Annotated in this window: 21 protein-coding genes; 5 read left to right on the plus strand and 16 right to left on the minus strand. The window is 39.9% G+C overall.

The features are described from left to right. The 3 genes from G631_RS19490 to G631_RS0115410 form a co-directional block, all read left to right on the plus strand. A partial coding sequence (locus G631_RS19490; protein ID WP_035776510.1) for an EAL domain-containing protein occupies positions 1-415 on the plus strand: 415 nt, incomplete at its 5' end. Between the two features lie 127 nt (positions 416-542). Beyond that, positions 543-1,628, plus strand: coding sequence for a tyrosine-type recombinase/integrase (locus tag G631_RS0115405; RefSeq protein WP_024864897.1), 1,086 nt, complete (start codon positions 543-545; stop codon positions 1,626-1,628). 370 nt (positions 1,629-1,998) lie between these two features. Continuing rightward, entirely contained in the window at positions 1,999-2,238 is a 240-nt protein-coding gene (locus G631_RS0115410; RefSeq protein ID WP_026490202.1) for a hypothetical protein, read from the plus strand. Between the two features lie 235 nt (positions 2,239-2,473). Here G631_RS0115410 and G631_RS0115420 read toward each other — a convergent pair whose 3' ends face one another. From G631_RS0115420 to G631_RS0115430, 3 genes are all read right to left on the minus strand, one after another. Continuing rightward, positions 2,474-3,601: a tyrosine-type recombinase/integrase gene (locus tag G631_RS0115420; protein ID WP_026490204.1), complete on the minus strand. Its 1,128-nt coding sequence runs from the start codon at positions 3,599-3,601 to the stop codon at positions 2,474-2,476. Positions 3,602-3,932: 331 nt separating this feature from the next. Then, complete coding sequence (locus G631_RS0115425) at positions 3,933-6,149, minus strand: glycoside hydrolase family 2 protein (protein ID WP_026490205.1); 2,217 nt, start codon at positions 6,147-6,149, stop codon at positions 3,933-3,935. Next, positions 6,142-7,659 (minus strand): MFS transporter, encoded by a 1,518-nt coding sequence (locus tag G631_RS0115430; RefSeq protein WP_051197316.1) that lies wholly within the window; start codon positions 7,657-7,659, stop codon positions 6,142-6,144. Before G631_RS0115430 ends, G631_RS0115425 begins: the two co-directional genes overlap by 8 nt. 131 nt (positions 7,660-7,790) lie before the next feature. Between G631_RS0115430 and G631_RS0115435 the strand changes: the two genes are divergently transcribed. After that, positions 7,791-8,987, plus strand: coding sequence for a helix-turn-helix transcriptional regulator (locus tag G631_RS0115435; RefSeq protein ID WP_026490207.1), 1,197 nt, complete (start codon positions 7,791-7,793; stop codon positions 8,985-8,987). 126 nt (positions 8,988-9,113) lie between these two features. On the opposite strand, the gene G631_RS0115440 is transcribed toward G631_RS0115435, so the two are convergent. From G631_RS0115440 to G631_RS0115485, 10 genes are all read right to left on the minus strand, one after another. Further along, positions 9,114-10,088, minus strand: a complete 975-nt coding sequence (locus G631_RS0115440; protein WP_026490208.1) for a phosphotransferase family protein — start codon at positions 10,086-10,088, stop codon at positions 9,114-9,116. Between the two features lie 65 nt (positions 10,089-10,153). Beyond that, entirely contained in the window at positions 10,154-10,651 is a 498-nt protein-coding gene (locus G631_RS0115445; RefSeq protein ID WP_026490209.1) for a GNAT family N-acetyltransferase, read from the minus strand. A gap of 65 nt (positions 10,652-10,716) precedes the next feature. Further along, positions 10,717-11,337 (minus strand): nucleotidyltransferase domain-containing protein, encoded by a 621-nt coding sequence (locus G631_RS0115450; RefSeq protein ID WP_026490210.1) that lies wholly within the window; start codon positions 11,335-11,337, stop codon positions 10,717-10,719. A gap of 160 nt (positions 11,338-11,497) precedes the next feature. Then, positions 11,498-12,067: an HD domain-containing protein gene (locus tag G631_RS0115455; RefSeq protein WP_026490211.1), complete on the minus strand. Its 570-nt coding sequence runs from the start codon at positions 12,065-12,067 to the stop codon at positions 11,498-11,500. 41 nt (positions 12,068-12,108) lie between these two features. Next, positions 12,109-12,501: an FMN-binding protein gene (locus G631_RS0115460; RefSeq protein ID WP_026490212.1), complete on the minus strand. Its 393-nt coding sequence runs from the start codon at positions 12,499-12,501 to the stop codon at positions 12,109-12,111. Then, entirely contained in the window at positions 12,485-13,036 is a 552-nt protein-coding gene (locus tag G631_RS0115465; protein WP_026490213.1) for a flavodoxin domain-containing protein, read from the minus strand. The genes G631_RS0115460 and G631_RS0115465 overlap by 17 nt, the downstream gene beginning before the upstream one ends. Next, positions 13,033-13,512 (minus strand): MarR family winged helix-turn-helix transcriptional regulator, encoded by a 480-nt coding sequence (locus tag G631_RS0115470; RefSeq protein ID WP_026490214.1) that lies wholly within the window; start codon positions 13,510-13,512, stop codon positions 13,033-13,035. The genes G631_RS0115465 and G631_RS0115470 overlap by 4 nt, the downstream gene beginning before the upstream one ends. A 231-nt stretch (positions 13,513-13,743) precedes the next feature. Then, on the minus strand, positions 13,744-14,286 hold the full coding sequence (locus G631_RS0115475; RefSeq protein ID WP_026490215.1) for a flavodoxin family protein: 543 nt from the start codon (positions 14,284-14,286) through the stop codon (positions 13,744-13,746). 13 nt (positions 14,287-14,299) lie between these two features. After that, entirely contained in the window at positions 14,300-15,301 is a 1,002-nt protein-coding gene (locus G631_RS0115480; protein WP_026490216.1) for an alpha/beta hydrolase, read from the minus strand. Between the two features lie 20 nt (positions 15,302-15,321). After that, a complete protein-coding gene (locus G631_RS0115485) occupies positions 15,322-15,537 on the minus strand; it encodes a hypothetical protein (protein ID WP_026490217.1) in 216 nt (71 codons plus the stop codon). Positions 15,538-15,659: 122 nt separating this feature from the next. Here G631_RS0115485 and G631_RS0115490 point away from each other — a divergent pair, with 122 nt between their 5' ends. Continuing rightward, positions 15,660-16,532 (plus strand): LysR family transcriptional regulator, encoded by an 873-nt coding sequence (locus tag G631_RS0115490; protein WP_026490218.1) that lies wholly within the window; start codon positions 15,660-15,662, stop codon positions 16,530-16,532. Positions 16,533-16,618: 86 nt separating this feature from the next. Here G631_RS0115490 and G631_RS20435 read toward each other — a convergent pair whose 3' ends face one another. The 3 genes from G631_RS20435 to G631_RS0115510 form a co-directional block, all read right to left on the minus strand. Further along, positions 16,619-19,000 carry a hypothetical protein gene (locus G631_RS20435; RefSeq protein ID WP_051197317.1) on the minus strand — a complete coding sequence of 794 codons (2,382 nt, stop codon included), beginning with the start codon at positions 18,998-19,000 and terminating at the stop codon, positions 16,619-16,621. 104 nt (positions 19,001-19,104) lie between these two features. Further along, a complete protein-coding gene (locus G631_RS19500) occupies positions 19,105-20,373 on the minus strand; it encodes a sensor histidine kinase (protein ID WP_051197318.1) in 1,269 nt (422 codons plus the stop codon). Positions 20,374-20,375: 2 nt separating this feature from the next. Next, entirely contained in the window at positions 20,376-21,065 is a 690-nt protein-coding gene (locus G631_RS0115510) for a response regulator transcription factor (protein WP_026490220.1), read from the minus strand. Positions 21,066-21,541: the final 476 nt, after the last annotated feature.

The raw sequence follows: 21,541 nt of genomic DNA on the forward strand, positions 1-21,541 counted from the left end.
GCCTGGTCAACTTCGTATTGAGATAACGGAAAGCGCATATGTCGAAAACTCCGATACCATCATCAAAACAACAACCAAACTTCGTGAAGCAGGCTTTGAAGTTGAAATGGACGACTTTGGAAGTGGTTACTCATCACTGAATATGTTAAAAGAAGTTATCCTTGATCGCATAAAGCTTGATCTTCGATTTATTACCGGTTCAGGTGACCAAAAGATGGGTCGGACAATACTTAGCTACATGGTCCAGATGATCCATGCTATTGGAACTTCTATTATCGCAGAAGGTGTTGAGACACTGGAACAGGCTGATTTCCTCGGAAGTCTTGGATGTGAGGAAATGCAGGGATATTATTTCTACAAGCCTATGCCGGTAGATGAGTTTGAAGAATTAACGGCATATCCAACAAAGAAATAAAGCCAATAAAGAACGATGTCAGACAGGGGGTTCACCTCCCGCTGGAACGCGCTGCTAACGCAAATATCATTGCACAAAATTCCTCTTTTGTGTTACGATTATTTTAGAAAAGCGGAGGAGTTAAGTCATGGGTGAAAATTCAGAATATTACAATTCATTGAGGCAGAAACGCCGTAAAGATACTGAAAGCATTAAAAACATTCTTCCTCAGCATACACATGGATTTGTTGAGGAATGTCTTCTCAAATATCAGGAAAGCACCGCTTTAAATTATGCGCAGGATATTCTATTTTTCTACGGATTTCTCAAGGAAAAGAATCCCCTGTGCAAGAATCTTGAAATCAAAGATATCCCCTTTGAAGTTGTCGAAAATCTTGGTCCTCAGGACATCAATGAATTCCAAAATTATGTTGCATCAGGCCACAAACCGGATAAAAAAGGCAATGTAAAGCCTGCTAAAGAACGTGCAATTGCAAGAAAAATGGCGGCTGTGCGGAATTACTATAAATATCTGATCAAATATGACTATCTTAAGATTGATCCCACAGTGAAAGCTGCTGTAAAGAAGAAAGAAAAGGTAAAGAAAGATATCCGAAGGCTGTATCCTGACCAGGTTCAGCTTCTAATGGATTCTGTCGCAGCTGTGAATTCTGCTAGTTACCATTCCAAAGTTATGTCTGAACCTACTGCAAAAAGAGATCTGGCAATTGTAACTCTTCTGTTAAATACTGGAATCCGCGTCTCGGAATGTGCAGGGCTTGATCTTTCAGATATAAATTTTGATGAAAATACAATTACTATCGTCAGAAAAGGCGGCGATGAAGATCATCTCTACATAAACGAGATTATCCGGAATACGCTAAGGGATTATATCAATCATGAACGCCCTACCCTACTCAATGATTCTGAAGAACCTGCTCTCTTCATATCTCTTCAGCATAAGCGTTTATCGATAAGAAGCATCCAATATATGATTTCAAAATATGGAAAAAACACAGGACTTACTCAAAAACTCACCCCTCATAAGCTCCGTAGAACGTATGGTACAGCGCTTTATAACAGAACAAGTGATATTTATATGGTTGCTGATGTTCTGGGACATAAAGACGTAAATACGACTGTTAAACACTATGCTGCTATAGAAGAAGAACATAAAAGACAGGCATCCCAGGTAGACGTTTATGGAACTGATGATAACCAGGATAATGATTAAATTGCACACACTACAGTGCCCGGTTTTTTACAATTTTAGCTTTAATCCATGCGGCTTTTTACAGATTTATCTTTAAAAGTACGGCTTTTTACATTTTCAAGCTTTATTTTTTAAAGTTAAAAAGTGTAAAAAGCCGTATTTTTGACTTTTTACACTCCTATCTTTAAACATATTACAAGTTTAGCTTAAACCAACACCCATAATCCCCAATTCCCCCATTCAAATTTAGTACCAAATTTAACGAACGCTTAATTTATACTTTAGCTTGGCGATATTTCTATGTTGTATAATTATCCTAGATAACATGTAATACTTTAGTTGATTATTTGCGGATTGTCTGTGTTATGAAGGATAAAATTGGAGGCATATCATGTTTGAAGATTTTGAGAAGTATCTAAAGAAGCGCAAACGCCAGAAGATGCTTAAAAAGGCTAAGTTGTACGCTGAGCTTACAGCGATAGTTCTTATACCTATTATTGTGCTTACATTGCTTCATATTCTAAAAAAGAAAGCTAAGAAGAAAGTTAAGCAGGCTGTGAAAACCAAGGTGAAAGAGAGCTTTGACAGGAAGCGTCAGGCTGAAGCCAAGGAGAAGTCTGATGCAGAATAACGCCCAAGAGGAAATGCAAAGCGTATTTGAGCATTACAAAGAATTCCATATTTGCCTTTACACATTGAAATGCCTCAAAGTGCCTTCTGGCCGATGTTTCACGCCAGAAGGCACTTTTTCTTTTGCCAAAAATCCTTTCAATAATCTACCCAAAATCCCCCATCCGACACCTCCGCCTCTTGACATTTTTTAACCATCACGCGTGTCATATTTTCTTCAATTAAGATTCCTTTTGTTACTCATTTTGAGTCTTTGCAATCTTATTTTTCCTGAATTCCTGTAAGAGATTTCTTGATTCTGAAACCGCTTTATCTGTAGCTTTGGCATAGATGTTTGTTGTATTAACTGATTTATGATTCAGTCTCTTCTGAAGAAGGAGAATGTCATAGTTGTTTGCCTCATAGAAGGTCATAGCAAATGATGATCTGAGCTTGTGCGGGGAGATCTTTCCAGCCATCGATGGAAGACTAGCTTTCACATATTTTTTTACAAGAGTTTCTACAGCTCTTACGCTGAGACGGTCTCCGCTATTTGTTGTAAATGCTGGAAGATCCACCTCAGAAGTGAAGCTATATTTGGCTTTCTGTGATTCAAAATAATCACTCAGATAACCGGCGCATTCATCGGAATAATAAACATCCATCTCATCGCCGCCTTTTCTTATGACAGTTACTTTGCCTTTGACCAGATCATAATCTACAATATTAGATCCCAGCATCTCAGAGACACGAAGGCCTGTATCAAGCATAAGCATAAACATAGCTGCATCACGTTCAGCGTATAAACTGTGATATTTAAGCTCATTATCTGAAAGTCCTTCGCCGTAAATCACAGTATTCATCAAGGTTTGTTGCTGTTCAAAATCAAGATAAATAAGCTTTTTCTGTGGTACATCAACCGTCTGTGAAGCAAATACAGGATTTTTGGCTATTTTCCCGTTGTTCATAAGGTATGTAAAAAATGCTGATACTGTAGCTCGCTTTCTTCTAAGAGTATTTTCAGAAGCTTGAAGCTTTTCGTCCTTTTTTATAGCTTTATTTTCTTCTTTTGCTTTAACCTTAGAAGCTTCTGTGTCCTTATAGCGCTTATCCTTAGTATTTCTAAGTAAAAAGATATAATTATCTATGTGTTCAGGCGTAATCCTGCCAAGGTCCTCGATGGTAACGTCCTTGATCTGTTTATCACAGCATTCTGGAAGGCAGTTTACGACATATTCGAGAAAAATATGAATATCCCTGCAGTATTCATACATGGTTGCGTTTTTGTTTTGACCACCATAGCGATATATAAAGCTGCTCACATAATCCGGCATTTCGTCCAATAACTTTTTAGTTCTTTCAAAATAATTGATTCCAGTAGCCATGTATATACCTCAAACCCTGTATTTTAGGGACTTTTTATGTAATCTATGTGGTTATTATATCATAATATTAGTTATGCGTAAAACTGTAATTTTACGCATATGTAAGTTTTACAAAATACTCATTATTATTCTTCTTTTACTGTCGGTTAAAGCAACCCCTGTAAAATCCTTAAAGATAAAAGTGTAAAAAGTCAAAAATTCGGCTTTTTACACTTTTAAACACCTGGATAGAAAATGGATTTGACGCCAAAGTAAGTGACCTCGCTGAAGTCATTTATCATTCCTGTAATAACATCGCTCGAAGCCAAAAATGAATCCGCATAAATTCGCATTAAACCAGATCATTTTTTATCTGGTTTAGCTCTTTGTTAAGGGCAAGTATATCCAGACCTTCAGGTGTATTCCTACTAAGGATGCTCTGCATCGACAGTCCAAGCGGGATTACATCTTTTGTAAGCATCAGTTCAACCAGCTCGGGAAGGTATTTTTTCAGAACTTCTCTTGCTTCTAAGTTCTCTATAAGGTCGTTAGCTGAATCCTCAATAGAAAAGAATCCTTCTTTTACAAAGTCATTTTCGGACAAGAACCAGTTCTTTACCGCCTGACCGGCGCCACTATTTGGAAGACGATAGGATTCATCCTCGGTATCACTTCTTCTGAATACACAGCTATCACTGTAATCACCACAGCTAACCTCAATAGCATTATCACCATATTGCAGAGGGACACTTCTGAAAAGAACTATTCCATTTCCACTGTTATTTCTTTTCCCAAAGACTTTTCCATTTACTGCAAGTGTAACTTCATCGCAGTTTGTGTAAATCTTGATATCTGCCTCATTACCGTTTCTATTCACAAATCTCTTTGAACAGATATGAACAAACTTTTCACTGCTCCACTTTGCCTTATAGTAATAAAAAGCATCTTTCCTAGTGTTTCTGTCATAGGTCACAAGTCCCTTACCGTTAAGATTCAAAAGACCGCCATCTTTCCTCATGTCACTTGAAAAGTCAAACATGTTCCACACAAAGCTTCCCCATAAGTAATCTTTGCTCTCAAATATAGGGTAAACTGTCTCATGGTAAAGAGCCTGATACTCCTCAGTATAATCCTGAACGACCGGCTTTTCTGAATGTAGTTTTGTATTGCAATCTACACCGTACTCACTTACACCGATAGGAACCTCAGGTCTTTCCTTATGGAATCTGTCTAGGTACTCGTCATAATCATGCATGTTGCCGTAATACCAGCCAAAATAAATATTGTATCCGATCATGTCAGTTGATGAATTAAGCTCACTCCTGAACTTGACCGTATACAGATTAGCCGCTGTTACAAGCCTTGATGGATCCAGTTCTTTTGCAATGTCACGAAGCTCTCTAAGCGTGACATGCATATATGCCGCATCCCTGAACATGCCTATTTCATTCTGAATTCCCCAGCAGAAAATTGAAGGATGATGAATATTCTGCATAATCAGTTCTTTGAGCTGCTCTTTTGCATTTTCTTTAAGGTCTTCATTATCAGTCATTTTGAGCATGGGTATCTCTGCCCACACAAGATATCCCTTCCGGTCTGCCATGTCGTAAGCAAACTGTGGGTGCTGATAATGTGAAAGCCTGACTGCGTTTGCTCCAATCTCGTCAATAAGACTAAAGTCTTTCTCAATATTCGATTCAGACGTCACATTGTAGCATTCTGCAAAATCCTGATGTTTGGCTACTCCATTTACTCTGAAGTGATTACCATTCAGACAAAGACCTTTCTCGGAATCTATGGAAACACTCCTAAAACCTGTGGACAACGCCACCTCATCAAACTTTTTACTATTATTCCAAATACTGGCCTTTACCCGATAAAGTGCTTGGGCTTCCTTACCATTCCACAACTTAACATCCGGAATTCTGGTTGATAGCTCTTTTACCCTATCTGAAGAAATTTCAGAAATTGTGTTTCCATCAGGATCAACGATTTCAATCAGAATCTTGTCAGCATCGTCCATCACAGCATGAATTTCTGCAGACAATGTACCTTCATCACCATCTACCCCAGTTCTTATGATAACTCCGTCTGTTCCATAGTATGTTGGATCAAAATAAGCATCGCTTTCAGTTACAAGAAGATTCATTCCTCTGTAAAGGCCACCGAATATGGTGAAATCACCTGTCAAAGGAGAAATACCATCGTCCAGCATATTTGTAAGATAAACATCTATTCTTACATCCTGGCCAAGCATATCCTCAGTAATCCTTGCTCTGAATGCAGAATATGCGCCTTTGTGCTCAGCTACTTTTTTACCATTTACCAAAACCACTGCATGCTGATCAGCTCCCGGAATATCGATAAATGCGTGCTTCCAGGTCGGCTCCGTTGATATAGTCTTGCTATAAAGTGTAAGGCCTCTGTACGCCCCATCAGCATGCCAGGTGTGCGGAAGATCTACATTTACAAAATTCTTCTCATCTATAGCACTCACGGGAATATCATTGATATTCCCGTCAGCAAGCTTTTTAAATTTCCAACCATCATTTATGGCAATCTTATGCATTTTCTTTCCTCATCTCATAAATCTTAGCTTCAATTTCTTTCATCTTATCTGGAGTAAGATCATAGAATTTCATTGCTATTACGTTGAATATAGCGCCCAACAGCTCGAATCCATAATAGAATATGATAGCCATGATAAGTAGACTAAAGCTGTATGGAGTATCGAGATCCGGGAATGCTTCCTTGAATCCGATTATTGCGAATCCTACACCTACAAATGTAGGTCCAAAGGATGAAATAAGCTTATCCATGAATGAAAAAACTGTTCCAACCATTCCCGGGATATACTTACCTGTACGTGATGCTTCATAGTCATTTACATCTGCAATCATTGGAGGCACGATAGAGCTTGTGATCATCTGGAAGCCTCCACCTATAACAGTTACAAGGAAAAGAGCTATTGTGAATGCTGTAAATCCGCTAAATGCCTCACCATATCCGTTTACATATCCGGGAAGGCTAAGTGTCTTAGGATCCATGAACAGCCAGATCAAAATTGCGATAGCATCAAATACGATTACGCCCCATGATCCAACCTGCATAGCTTTTTTAAGACCAAGCTTTGATCCGATAGCGCCGATTCCCAGTGTCATCATTACAAGACCTACAATAGTGGTGTAAAGAGTCCAGCCACCTGAAAGTTCATAATTGCCGGCTACTATTCCATACAAAACAAGCAGAATTGCGCTGGTCTTACATGTATTAGAAAACTGGTCAGTTGCTCTTGCAACGATCATCATTTGAAGAGGTCTGTTGTTCTTAAGGACGTCAACATAATCTGAAAACTTAACTTTTTCTTTCTTCTTAGGTGTTGTCTCTGAGAAGAAAGGAACATCCTTTGGTGTGATAGAGATATATGCAATAACAATTCCGATTGTTGCGATGATTGCCACGATGAGCCAGTACTCATGGAAAAGCTCAGCGCTCTTCATTGATCCATACTTAACAGCAAGAGCTGCCACAACCATCTGCATTACTGCTCTCATGATCCTTACAAGAACAGTTCCTACGACTGAAAGGATAGGTCTCTGCTTAGGATCGTTTGTGAGGCATACATTACCAACGTGATTGGAGATATTAAGAAATGTATAGCCAATGTAGTAGATAGCTGTAAAGAAAATGAAGAATACCGGCCTAAGTCCGCCCTCCGGCAATCTGTCAGTTACATTGAACATTAGAAAGCTGTTTATGAAAAGGAGCAGTCCTCCCATAATAAGACAGAGCCTTGTTTTGCCAAGCTTCTCTGACTCCTTGAACTTATCAACAAAGAATCCAACAATAGGATCAGTTACACCATCCCATAACCTTGTGATGGTAGAAAAACTTGATGCAAGTACTACTGCCATTCCAACATATCCATTTAAATAGAATGACATTATCATAGTTAATCCCATGTAAAGATTAACTGCCATGTTTGCTCCGGAAAATCCAATAATCCTCCAAACAGGAACAAAGTGAATTCCGTCTTCTTTCATGTACTTTTGGTATTTCGCCTGAATACTATCCGACATTCCTTCCTCCTACGATATTCATTACCCGAATGAAATCTTTATTTTGATAGCATTAAGATAGCATTAAGTGTAAAATAATAATAGAATACAAATACTTTAGATAGAAATATAATACTATACAGGTTTGCCATATGGAAAAAATTACAGATACCATGGAAAACAGTGCAAAATTGATAACTGAGCTTTATCAGGTGGGGCTCTGCGCGATCAATAACAGAGGAGATGCTGAGGAATTCAGTAAACGCAGTATGATAAGCAGCATCCAAATGATTCTTTCAGCAGATGCTCTTCTTGCCATGCGCTCAGGTATCAATACTCTCACTATCTACAGACTTACAGACCCTTTTTTCCTGTCGATTATGGTCTTTATGTTACATGGAAATTTCTTTGTATTTGGTCCCTTCGCTCCGGTCCTTCAATCCAGGCAGCACGCTGTTCATATTCTGAAGGAATCAGGTATAAAGGGGCTATCCGTAGATGATTATTTAAGATACAGAGAGCACTTTCCTAATTTAAGTGTAGAGTCCGCAGAACACATAGTAAACTGCTTTATTAAGATTTGCGATCCGGATTCTAAAAACTACAAGATCAAGAATCCTGAGGATTTTATTGTTGACAGTGTTCACGACACCTCTGAGACGCTAAGAGAGGACAGAATAAACCTACTTCAGCTACGATATGCAAATGAGCAGAACTTTATTCATTGCGTTGAAAACGGTGACGCAACCGGTGCTCTAAAATATCTGGATAAAATGCAGCGTGATGTTCGCTATATGAAAGAGATCGGATCAACTATTGAAAACGAAAGAATTGCCTGTGCAATAACAAGAACCACACTTCGCTTGTGTGCGGCAAAAAAAGGGCTTCCGGCCTACCTTATCGACCAGCTATCAGGTCAGAACACACGAGAAGTCTCAAGGGAAACACGCATTGATATAATCCTCTCCAGCAAGGAGAGAATGGTAAGAAATTTCTGTAGCGCTATTGATGAATACAACACCAATGCATATAGCTCCATAATTTACAATGCGATTTTTTACTTGAATACGAACTTCACCAAAGAGTTAACCATAGATGACATCTGCAATGAGATTTCCGTATCAAGAAGCTATCTTATGACGCTATTCAAAAAAGAGACCGGTACAAGCCCAATGAATTATCTCAGACAGCTGAGAATAAAAAAGGCCTGTAATTATCTTACAGGCACTAAGAAGAGTATCCAGGAAATCAGTGAAAACGTTGGCATCCCCGATAGCAACTATTTCGTCAAATGTTTCAGAAAAGAAACAGGCCAAACGCCCTCTGAGTACAGGAAAAAGCATAAGTAAATCATTTTATTATATTTAGATGCCCCAGAAGGCTCGGTACTCGTATAGCTGAATAAGGAACAAGGTAATAGAAAATATTATAAGGATTCTTGCGTCCCTGATGCATAATTTGACGGTGAAATGCACTTAAAGTATGTCAAAGGCCATGTCATACATTTCTCTCGCATCAACGGTATTTCTTATGTAGTTAGGTTCATCAGGTTCGTATCTGACATATTTTTCAACTTCCTCAATCAGCGCAAGAAGGCATACTGCCAGCGCATATCTGATCTCAGTTTCACTTGTGAGAACTATCTTTTCATCTGCTGTTTCATTATAGGTTTCAAGGTCTTTTCCCTTGGAAGAAAGAGGTGTCTTCTGCCCCGGACCAAGTGTTATAAAGTCTGCCACCGGGTCTCCCCAGAAACCGCGCTCGGGGTCTATCCAGCAGATCTTACCGTCTTTATAAAGAACATTGCTGTCCCAAAGGTCAAAATTCACCATGCGGCAGGGCACTTTTTTAAGTATTTCCACATGTTTATCGATGTATGCAATGAATCTTTCCCCATCCGGAGTCTCATACCCCAGAGCCTTGCAGTCTGAAACCAGATTGCCTGCCATGGACTTTAATGCATCATACCATGTATCATGGAGACCTGTTTGCCTGTAGCCAAACTTGTCATTTGTTATCCTGTGTATTTTGGTAAGCATTTCAATTTTCTGTCTCTGAACGTTTTCATATTCGCTCTCTGAGAAGTTTACAGCCCACAAAGGCTCTCCTTCCATCATCTGCATGACAAAGCAGTTGCTCTTTATGATGCTCTTCGAAAAGTCCGCCACATACACTTTAGGGCATAGAATATCTGTGTTCTCATGCATCTTCTTATACCAGAACACTTCTGATTCCATCATGTTCTTCTCATAAGTCAGAACCGTTGCACCTTCCGGAGGCGCGATCTTAAGGGCAAAGCTATCGCCACTGTCACAGGTAACCTTGTATGCAGCATTGAACTCACCATTTCCAAGCGGTGCGATACCTGTCACATTTCCAAGTTTATGAAAAGAGAAAAGTTCCCATATCTCTTCAAGGGTTGCCTCATATTTCGTTTTGCTATTAATCATTACCTCTCCTCCAAAATGTCCCCAAATACCCTAATCAATTATCCTGGAATTTTACGCGATCTGTATTATAGCTTCAATACTGCGACGATTTCGTCGCCGTCCATTTCGCCGTTTTCCATAAAGCCTAAGGAACGGTATAGCTCTCTTGCCACCTCGTTCTCTGGCTCGTAAGAAAGGGAGCAATACTCAGCTTTTCCGCAGGGCCACGTTCTGATAAAGTCGAGAGCTAGTTTTATCGCTTCTCTGCCGTAACCGCGTTTTTGATATCGCTTGTCAATCATCAAACGCCAGAGGGAGTAGTTGTTAACAAGTGACTTTGGGGCTTCAACGTCATCCCAGTTTTCATACATCGCAGCCTCGTTAAAACCGATCATCAGGAATCCAACTGGTCTTTTGTCATTATAGATGGCAAATGGAAACGCAGCTGTGGCCGAATCCCGAACACCGTATGCTTGGACGATACTTACCCAGTTTGCCGCAACGAAGCTTTTCTGAGATTTGAATACCTTCAGATCAACAATCTCCCATATGTTAGTTGAATCGATTTTTTCCAAATGTATCATATCTTTTTCCTCACACAAACATTAGCAAGATTTGTCTTTCTAAGTTATCCTGAAATCTATATTATTTATTTTATAGCCTTAAGCACTCCAATCCACTGCGTAAGATTATTTTGATTCATTTCTTTTAACGCACGCAAGTATGTATCAAATGATTTTGAATCATTATTTTGCATATACTTGAGAGCCTTCTTTGGACCATGATAGTACAGATGCTTTATATCAAAATATATTTCCAAACTATCTATAAGTAACCAATGCCACCTGTAATAACCTTCAGCATCTTCTCTAACTGTCCTTGCAAGCATCTTCTCACACCATGAGATTTCCTGTGTTATCTCATCATCAGACTTCACTGGTGTTTGATCTATATACTCATTTACTCTATCTATCAGCATTTTTGCAAGTCCATTATGGTCCTGAATTATAATGCCATCAAATACCTGCAGAAATTCATCAGGGTCATATTCAGAAGAAAGCTTCTCTTCTGGATATACCCAAACATCCAGAACGGTGTCAGCCACCACGGATGAGTCATGCTTCTCAACATCTGTGGTTATAACAAGCGCGTCAAAATCGCTGTTTTCATTAGCGCTACCATCGGCAAATGATCCGTATTTGATAATTGCTTTGGAATTGTAAGTCTTTTTCAAGTACTCTACTATTTCTTGTTCTCTGCTTAAACTCATATTGCTATGCTCCATCACTCTGTAATACATCTGCTCTCTATTATACATAAACCAAATGTATATCGAAAATCATTTGTTTTATGAAACACATTAAATGAAAAAGCTTCCGAATCACAAACTATTAGTTTGAATTCGGAAGCTTCTATATTCAGTAATATACTCACTCGTGACCTTCTTTTTCAATCTTGTCTAAGGTGTCTTCAAGAATCTCCTTTCTAAGGTCAGTAAGCCATTCTGAAAAGGATACTGTATCAAATGCATAGGTTTTATTGAGTTCATACTCATTTTCAGACCATGTATCAATTGGAGACTCGTTATGTTGAATCAAGGCCTCCAGCTTATCCAATGATTTGTATAACTTAGCCTCCTTAGTTTCTTGGGCATCCATCTCTTTATAAAGATTAGCTATTTCCCCGGATAGTTCCTCTGGAAGAGTTTTAACCCACCGGATCAAAAGAGAATCCTCGACCTCTCTATCGGAATCGGTCTTTATAAACGTCGGAATATCGCCGGTAAAGCACTCACCAAGATCATGAATGAGACACATATCTACAACTTTATTTATATCCACATCTTCAAACTCATGCTTAAGAAGAAATGCCATGAGCGAAATCCGCCAGCTGTGCTCTGCCACGCTCTCCGTTCTTCTTTTCGTTGTAGTGCAATGACGAGGCGTATCTTTAAGCCTCTCAGCAACATGTAAAATCTCTAAGTACTCCCTTGCGTTCATATCTGCTCCTCCTCTGTTTTGATAAACAGTAAAACTGAAAGTTAAAGGCCTGATCTTAACGCATCCCTGACTGCGTCTTTTATTACTTCACTGGACATCGTTGCACCCGAAACCGCATCAACCTCTACTGTATTATCTTTGATCATATCACTAACAATCACATCAGCAGGATGCCCCTTGCCACACTCGTGCTTTAGGATTTCAATATCTTCTATTCTCCCATCAGCTACTGTTACTCGAACATCAACCTTGACCAGATCCGTCTCACTATGACCATTATATACACCATCAGCAACATGGGACAGATCAATTCCTGATTTGTCGAAAGCATTGACCTGTCCACTCATCCTGACACTAACAATTGCGACTGCAGATATGATGATCACTGCAATTACGATTACTATTGCAAGCAGGGTTTTAAACAGCCTTTTCATTATCTTTCTCCAACAGATAAGCCACTATAGGTTCTATATATTTGACATCAGAAATATCATAGGATGAAGCCATCTTCTCGGCCATGACCTTTTCTTTCTCAGTAGCATCTTTTTTATTCCTGAGAGTTGATACAAACATCTTCATTGCAAGTCTGGATGGTGCCTTCATCTTTTCATAGTTAAAACCGCCCTGACAGTAGAATACTTTAATATACTTCTTCTGCTCCTCCGTAAGGACATTCTGAAGAAAAGCATCTACATCAGGATTGTCATTAGGGCTGCCGCCTACGCAGAACATAGCCAGGCGCTTGTCTTGCAAGTCAGAAGCTTTTTCGAGAAACCACTTACCTTTGACCAGATTACCTGCCATAGCCCAACCTCCGTAGCAGATCGCGTCAAAATCCTTGAAGTAATCAGCACTCTTTTTCTGAGCATCCCTTAGATCAAGAAGCTCACCGCTCATTTTTTCTGCAATCCACTCTGCGTACCTTTTAGTAAATCCTGTCTGTGATGTGTAAATGACCAGTGTTTTCATAACTCGCTCAAATTCCTTTCCATTTTCATGATAGTTTGTATGGTAGTCTGAAGGCTCTTTTCATCGATTCCATTAAATATTCTTCCGATGACGTACTGGCTCTGCTGACCGTTATTGTCATTCTGTTCCAGAAAAGTCCTGCATTTATCTGTGACAAAGATTCGCTGCTTTCGCTTGTCCTTATCATCAGGGATTGCAGAGACAAACCCCTTTTTCTCAAGCTTAAGTAAAATCTGCTTTACATTCTGATGAGAACTTCCCATTACATCTGAAAGCTCATTCAATGTCGGAGGTTCCTTGCATAGGTTGATACAGATTATTGCAAAGAATTGTTTCCAGGTAATCTCCTTGAAATATGCATCGGCTGCAGCCTGATATCTGTTATCAAATGCACTGAGTAATCCGAGTAAAAACGGCTGTGGTGGCATATCTCCAAACGTTACTTTTTCGATATTCATTGCTTCATCGTAATTCATGTGAGCTCCTTTTTATATTATGTAACATATTACCTATATGAAACAATGTAATATATTACATATTTTTTGTCAACACAATTCCAAAGAAAAAGCTTCGGGATTTAACCGAAGCTTAAATGTACATTATCCGCGATACCAATTTTTGGTTGTCCCTGCACAGGCGCTCATGCAAAACATTATGGTCATACAGAATGCCAGAAAAATCATTTTCGTTTTCATCGCAGACTTCCTTTATTTTAGAGCTTTTCCAAATTCGAAGGCTTCGTTTAACTCTTCAGTTTTTTTCGTTGCCTCACCCATATCGCCTATGCCTCCGCAGAATAAGGAACCGGAGAATTCTGCCTTTTCAAAACAGTCAACCCATCCCTGAAGTCCACTTTCAGCTTTTTTAGGCACAAACTCTTCATCCTCAGCCGCAACAGAGAGCATATATACATTCCTGAACTTATAGTCTGAAGGATACAGCGGATTGAGTCTGTCCAAAAGAGTTTTCATCTGACCGCTCATCTCGTAATAATAAATCGGAGTTGCAAATACAAGGGTATCTGCATTCTTTACTTTTTCTGCAATCTCAGCAGCATCATCCTTAATAACACATTTCTGGGTATTCTGACAGGCAAGACAACCTATACAGAAACCGATATTTTTCCCTTTTAGGCCTATATATTCCACATCATGACCTGAAGCTTTTGCTCCCTCTATAAGCTTTTCCGTAAGTATGTCGGAATTACTCTTTGCACGAAGGCTTGTAGAAATTACTAACACTTTACTCATATCATCCCATCCTTTATTTCAAATTCTCCTTAAAGAAGTTCTCCAGCTTGTCAAAAGGAATATAATCCTTATCTCCGCCATCATATAGATCAGTATGTACTGCATCAGGGATTATCATTAGTTCCTTGTTATCTGCATACTTGCTGTCTTTGATCATATCTGCATAAGCATCCTTAGAAAAATAGCAAGAGTGCGCCTTTTCTCCATGAACAAGTAAAACAGCGCTCCTTATCTCATTAGAGTACTTAAGGATTGGCTGATTAACAAAAGACTCACAGCCAATAACATTCCATCCACCGTTGGAATTAAGGCTTCTCTTGTGATAACCTCTGTCAGTCTTGTAGTAGTCAAAATAGTCTTTTACAAAGAAAGGTGCATCCGAAGGCACTGGATCTACTACTCCACCGCCAAGCTTATATTCGCCAGCCTTAAGGTCTTCAAGTCTCTGAGCACACATGGCAGCCCTCTTCTGATACCTTGCTTCCTCGCTGTCCTCGGAGTCAAAATATCCCTTGGCATTTACTCTTGTCATGTCATACATTGTCATAGCAGCTGTAGCCTTGATCCTTGTATCAAGAGCTGCTGTATTTACAGCCATGCCGCCCCAGCCACAGATACCGATGATTCCGATTCTGTTAGGATCAACCTTCTCATTCAAGGAAAGGAAATCAACTGCCGCCATGAAGTCTTCTGTATTGATATCCGGTGATGCCATATATCTCACATTTCCTCCGGACTCTCCTGTAAAAGAGGGATCAAATGCTATTGTCAGAAATCCTCTCTCTGCCATTGTCTGAGCATAGAGACCTGAACACTGCTCTTTTACCGCGCCAAAAGGTCCACTTACAGCAATTGCAGGGAGCTTTCCTACCGCATTCTTTGGAACATACATATCTGCCGCAAGGGTAATCCCATATCTGTTTACAAAAGTCACTTTGCTGTGGTCTACCTTATCACTTTTCTTAAATGTCTTATCCCACTCAGTTACAAGGTTTAATTCTTCTTTTCTGATCATTTTACATTCCTCCGTTTTAATCATTTCTCTTTTTGAATCTGTCTTATCAAAAAATCCATGTTATCTACTTTTTTCTGGCTCTCATGAAGCTCATCCATAAGATGGCACCTGCATTTCCTAAGATCTCGAAGAAGTGTATCAGTATCACCTTCTTCATACATCTTTTTCATAAAGCTTATTTCTTTCTCATCACAGCCCATGTCAGTAAGGCTTTCAAGAATCTTTTTGGTATCCATCTTTTTTGCTCCTTCTGATTTCATAGTAAATCCTTGACCAGATTTTCGCTAATGAATAAAATAAATATCATGATATTCGTTTTTGGAATAACATTTTAATCGTCAACTATATGGAGGTTTTCATGGAAATAAAAAATCTCAAATACTTTCTTGCAGTTGCAAGGGAAGAAAACATGTCAAAGGCTGCTGAGCAGCTTCATGTATCGCAGCCTACTCTTTCAAAGACGTTAAAATCATTAGAGGAAGAACTTGGGAAGAAACTGTTTGTAAGGCACAGTTTCAGCATCTCGCTTACGGACGAAGGAATGCTTCTGCGTGACCGTGCCCAGGATCTTGTTGCTATGTCAGACAAGATAGAACAGGAATTTAATTCCCTGGATGATATAACAGGTGGAGATATATATTTTGGACTGGCAGAAAGCTATCAGATCAGATACCTCGCCAGAGAGATTTATAAGTTAAAAGAAAAATACCCTAATTTCACTTATCATATAACAAGCGGAGATACTGAGCAGGTTACTGAAAAGCTTGATAAGGGCATTTTAGACTTTGCTGTACTATGTGAAACACCTGACAGCAATAAATACGAATATGTAAAATTTCCGGAAGCTGATGTATGGGGAGCGATCATCTCTTCATCTCATTCCCTTGCAAAGAAAAAATCCATCCGTGTCTCCGACCTGACAGGACAGCCTCTGTTTGTCTCAGAGCAGAGTTGGAACAATGAAATCAAAACATGGGCTAAAGAAAGATTTTCTGAGCTAAAACTTGAAGGCTCCTTCAGGCTATCTTATAACGGCTCTGTATTTGCAAGAGAAAACCTTGGAATACTTCTTACATTTAAGGATCTGATAAATACCGAAGGAACTGACATGGTATTCAGACCGCTTTCACCTGAACTAAAATCAGAGCTGTATCTAATATGGAACAAGTATCAGACCTTTACTCCTATTGCGGAAAAATTTCTGGAGCAGATAAAAAAGACTTTCAAGTAATTTTCATGAAGGTCACAGCAGTATGAAGCTATGACCTTCTATAGTATAGTGTTCTAATCTTATACGTCACGTAACCATCTGTCGCCTTACTTGCTACTGTTGAAGAGCCCTTCAAGCTCCTCCTGATGTTCTTCAAGAACCTTTAATACCCATTTGCTCCAATGTCTTGCGTCAGTCTCGGAATCACCAAACACATAGTCTTCCTGACCATAATCGATTACGTCAAATCCCGGAGTAGACTTGCTGGCACGAGCTGTTCTGTAGCTGACCGCATCTGCCACTGTGAATGTCACAGCAGATGTATCATCATAATTTACCCAGCTGCTTATATCCGTTCCGGTTGCCTCTGTAGCATCTCCATTTTCAGTCTGCGGCTCAGCTGCAGCCTTTGTAATCTTAACTGCACCGTCTACATACTCGCCGTACATAGTATCTACAGTAAGTGAAAGAGAATTGCCAAGAATCTCTGACGGTACATGTCCGCCATCCCACTGCCATTCAATATCTGCATCAACTCCTGAAGAAAGGAATTCAATCTGAAGGTTAAGGGAATTGAACATTGAAATATCACCTTCTGATGCTCCGCAGACCATCCTTATCCATGTAGGATCTGTTCCGTCTTCATCTCCTATATAGTTGAGCGGATTGTAAAGATCCACGATCACATTTCCATATTTATCGCCTTCATATACTTCTGCAACATCACTCTGGTAAGCAGCAAGCATTTCTTCATATGTTGAGTAATTTGATGAATCTGTTTTGCTTCCTGCTGACTGGGTTGTACCTGCATCAGGAGTTCCTACATCCATGGTGTCTCCTGCTGAGTTTGCCGCAACATCAGCATTTGCAAAGCTCCTGTCCTCTCCTTCAGTTTTTTCTGAAGTCTCGTTATTTCCAGCCATATCAGGAGGTGTTCCTGTCATGTCACCACCTGGTTCTCCGGTCATATCACCGTCAGGCCCGCCTTTCATTCCGTCATGGCCTCCGGGCATTCCACCGCCAGGGCCACCCATTCCTCCTGATGATGAACTGCTCTTAGCATATCTGCCTTCTATAAAAGCAGTCGCCTTGTCTTCAGCTGTCATAGCTGCTACTTCTTCGTCAGAAAGTGCATTGCCATCTTCACCGAACCAGGTCCATCCATCTGCATAATCCAGGTTATCAAGGTACCACTGCAGATTTGAAACAAATTCTGCAAGATAGAAGTCAACATATGTTCCACCATAGCCATTGGTGTCAGCATACTTTGTTTCATCATATTCAATAGAAAGCTCTATAGTATCTTCTGTATCTCCATCACCATTAATATCAAGCTCCACATCAGCCTCATTAACTGAAAGATTCTGGTCATTGATGTAAGTCATGTACTCTTCTGAAAGGTACTTTGCCATCTGCTGTTGGAATGAGGTATTGAAATCATAATCAGAATCCATGTAGTACTCAAATGCCATGGCCATATCCGCTTCATACAAAGAGGTGATAGGGGAATAGGCAACAGCTCCCCATGCTCCATCAGAAAGATCATAGGTCACTCCATCAATGGTAACAGTTGTGTCATAAGTGCCATCTTCATTGACGTAAACGCCAACAGCCCCAACCGCTATCTGATAATCATAAAAATCAGAACTGTTTGATGTTGCTGCAAACATGGTTGCATGTGCTCCGCCGCCACTTCCACCGGTAGAAACCCAGTATTCTGTACTTCCAGGAAGATTGCCAAGCAGAATATTATATCTTACGAATCTCGACGCTGCTTTCTGATCCACAAGGCAAGACGGCGCATCTCCTGTATAGTACTCATTTCCACTCTCATCTGTAGCAGTATCATTTTTGCCTCTGTTTCCGCAGGAAACATTGATATAGCCCTCAGATGCATAAGATGATGAGGCCATGGTGTTAGAAGAAGAGCTGTAACCTGCAGCGCCGGTATTCAGAATTACAGGCGCGGTGGAAGCTGTATATATCTGTCCGTTTGAGCTTGTTACTTCTGCTTCGTAATCAATCACCAGCTGTCCATGAACATCTTCTGTATAGCTTGCGGCAGTGATATCTTCTACTCCATCACCATCCGTATCAATTCCCTTTATATACGCTCCTGGGACACAAACAGAAACGCCTTCTTCATCTTCAATTTCCGCATTAGCAACTGCTGTCACAATGCTCATTACCCAGGCATCCGCATCTTTGTCATAGGACCAGGTAACTTCCTCGTTATTTGCAAGGTTAAGCGCTTCCTCTATGGATGCCCTCTCCTCAGCAGAAGTTGCTTCCAAAGATGATGTTGCTGCACTCTTTGAATCAGTATCTTCTACCTGAGTAGCTGCCTTGGTCTCATTCACAGACTCTTCTGATACCTCAGAAGCTGCTTCCTGAATTGTTGTACTCTCTGAAGCAGTATCGCCGCATCCGATAAGAGATGCCGTCAGAGAAGCAGTTGTTAATAATGCAAGTATCTTCTTTATTTTCATTTATATATGCCTCCGATCAATCTGGTTTAGTTATCTGACAGGCATATGATATAAAATGAAACTTGAAGAAAGCTTGAAAACTTTTTAAAGAATTTATAACCTGGTTATTTTAGAACAGGAATCCTGACTACAAATGTAGTGATTCCTTCAGCACATTCCACACTGATTTCGCCGTCATGAGCTGTTGCAACTGCCTTTGCTATTGCAAGCCCCAGGCCATAATGGCCATTAAGTTCCCGGGATGAATCTGTTCTGTAAAAGCGTTCAAATATCCGTTTTCTTTCCTCTGCAGGAATCTCTTTTCCCGGATTGGATACCTTAAGCACGGCACATTTATCCTCTGCATTGAGAGTGACTAAAATCTTACTGGCACTTTCATTGGCATTTTGTGTTTTTTCAGCATGTGAAACAGCATTGTCCAAAAGTGTAGCTACCAACTGTCCCAACTGGTTTGGATTCCCTTCTACATGGATATCTTGCTCAATTTCGCTCTCCAGAAGCAGGCCTCTCTCAAATGCAACCGAGTCAAAAGGCAATATCCCGCCTGTAACAATTCTGGAAAGATCAACATCTGTATGTACTGCTTCCATGTTCTCTGTCCTTGAAAGATCCAGAAGTCCTGTCACGAGCTCTTTCATGCGTCTGTTCTCATAAAGAATATTGTCAAGCCACCTGTTGTTCCCAATCTCGCGCTGCAAAATCTCGGCATTGGCACTGACTGTTGATATGGGAGTTTTAAGTTCATGTCCCGCATCTGAGATAAACTGTTTCTGTTTCTGATATGTATCTTCGACAGGTTTCATTATCTCCTTAGACGCCTTCAAGGAAACAAAGAACAGTATTATCAGGGCAACAGCGCCAAATACAACTGTATTCATTATGAGCGTTTTCATACTGCCATCTATCAGGGTATTATCCATCATTGCCACATAGCTTCTCCCTGATGATTCATCTGAAGCGATGCGATATATCATCCTACCGCTTATTCCGCGTTTTTTCCCACCTGTCATTAGCTGCGCTGCAAGATTTTTGAGTGCTTCATCGCTCATTACGGGCTTAACATCATTCATTATTCCAACAGCACTTCCATCAGAAGAAAACTCCACAAGATACATAACCGCAGCCTCTGTGGCAATTCTATCTTCAGGAGTTCCCATGGCATCTTTCGGCGCTTCTTTTGGGCCATTTCCATTGATGTAGTCATCAAGAAAGACTTCAAGGATCCTTTGATTATTCCTGTATACTGCGCTGTAAGTAGTAAGTGAAATAGTCAGCAGGGTTCCTAAAAGGATCAGTGTAAGGAGCCCCATTATCGTAGCTGTGATCTTTTTTTGTGAAGCTTTAAAAAGTCTGTTTCCAAGCTTTTTTGCCATTCCTACTCCTTCTTTCGCAGTTCATATCCAAGACCGCGCACCGCCTTTATCTCCATCATTGAAGCCAGGAATTGAAGCTTTTTTCTGGTAAAAGAGATATAGACCTCCACATTGTTATACTCAGCTTCATTGTCAAATCCCCATATCTTAACAGCAAGCTGCTCCTTTCCGATAATAGTTCCTTCATTTGCAAGGAAGATCTCCAAGATATGCAGCTCTTTTTCTGACAAACGTACATCCATGCCATTTTCAGTATTTATAAGCATTGACCTGTTTCTATCCAGTTTAAGGTCTCCCGATACGAGATTTCCGGTATCATCTGTCTTCTGCATGTTATTCCTGCGAAGCATGGCTCTTACCCTTGCCAGAAGCTCTTTTGTCTCAAAGGGCTTTGTAAGGTAATCATCTGCTCCGCTATCCAGGCCACTCACCTTATCATCAGTATCTGCTCTCGCAGTGAGCATTAAGATGGGAGCCTGTATTCCCTCTCTTCTCACAGTTCTGGCTATGTCAAATCCATTGATTCCGGGGAGCATAACATCAAGAATAAGCAGATCATATATGCCGCTTCTTGCAGCATCAAGTCCACTTATTCCATCCAAAAAGGGATCTGTATCATATTTTTCCTGCCTGAGGATTTCGCACAACGCCTCGGACATTCTCTTTTCATCTTCAACAAGCAATATTTTCATGGAATACCTCTGAAATTATATATATCTATTGTACCAAAGTATCCTTGAAGAAATATTGAAATCTAAAAAAGGAGCATGACAATTTCAACCATACTCCTATTTCCATATTATGTTCCGATATAACACGCCAACTTCAGCCCGACAAACTCGAATTTGCACTTTTGCCAATCTATTTATTGCCATTTGCTATTATCGATAATTATCTAGCGTTTTATAGTGCGGTTTTTACTGCTTCCTTTTTAAATCAATAAATATCTCCGTAAACCATAAAAATCATTACTGCTAGAATGATAAAATAGCTATTTTTTTAGTAACCCTAAGCTGTTTTTGAAGTAAAATTTAAAAGGTTTTGTTTGATTCTTACTGTCATATTAGGAAAAAGAGAATCAAAGCCGTAACAAGCCATGATATTTTTCGTTCAAGATAGAATAATAAGCTGCGATGCTACGAAAAAAATTCATAAAAATCAAATCTGG

The organism is Butyrivibrio sp. XBB1001, from assembly GCF_000424505.1.
Lineage (GTDB): Bacteria > Bacillota > Clostridia > Lachnospirales > Lachnospiraceae > Butyrivibrio.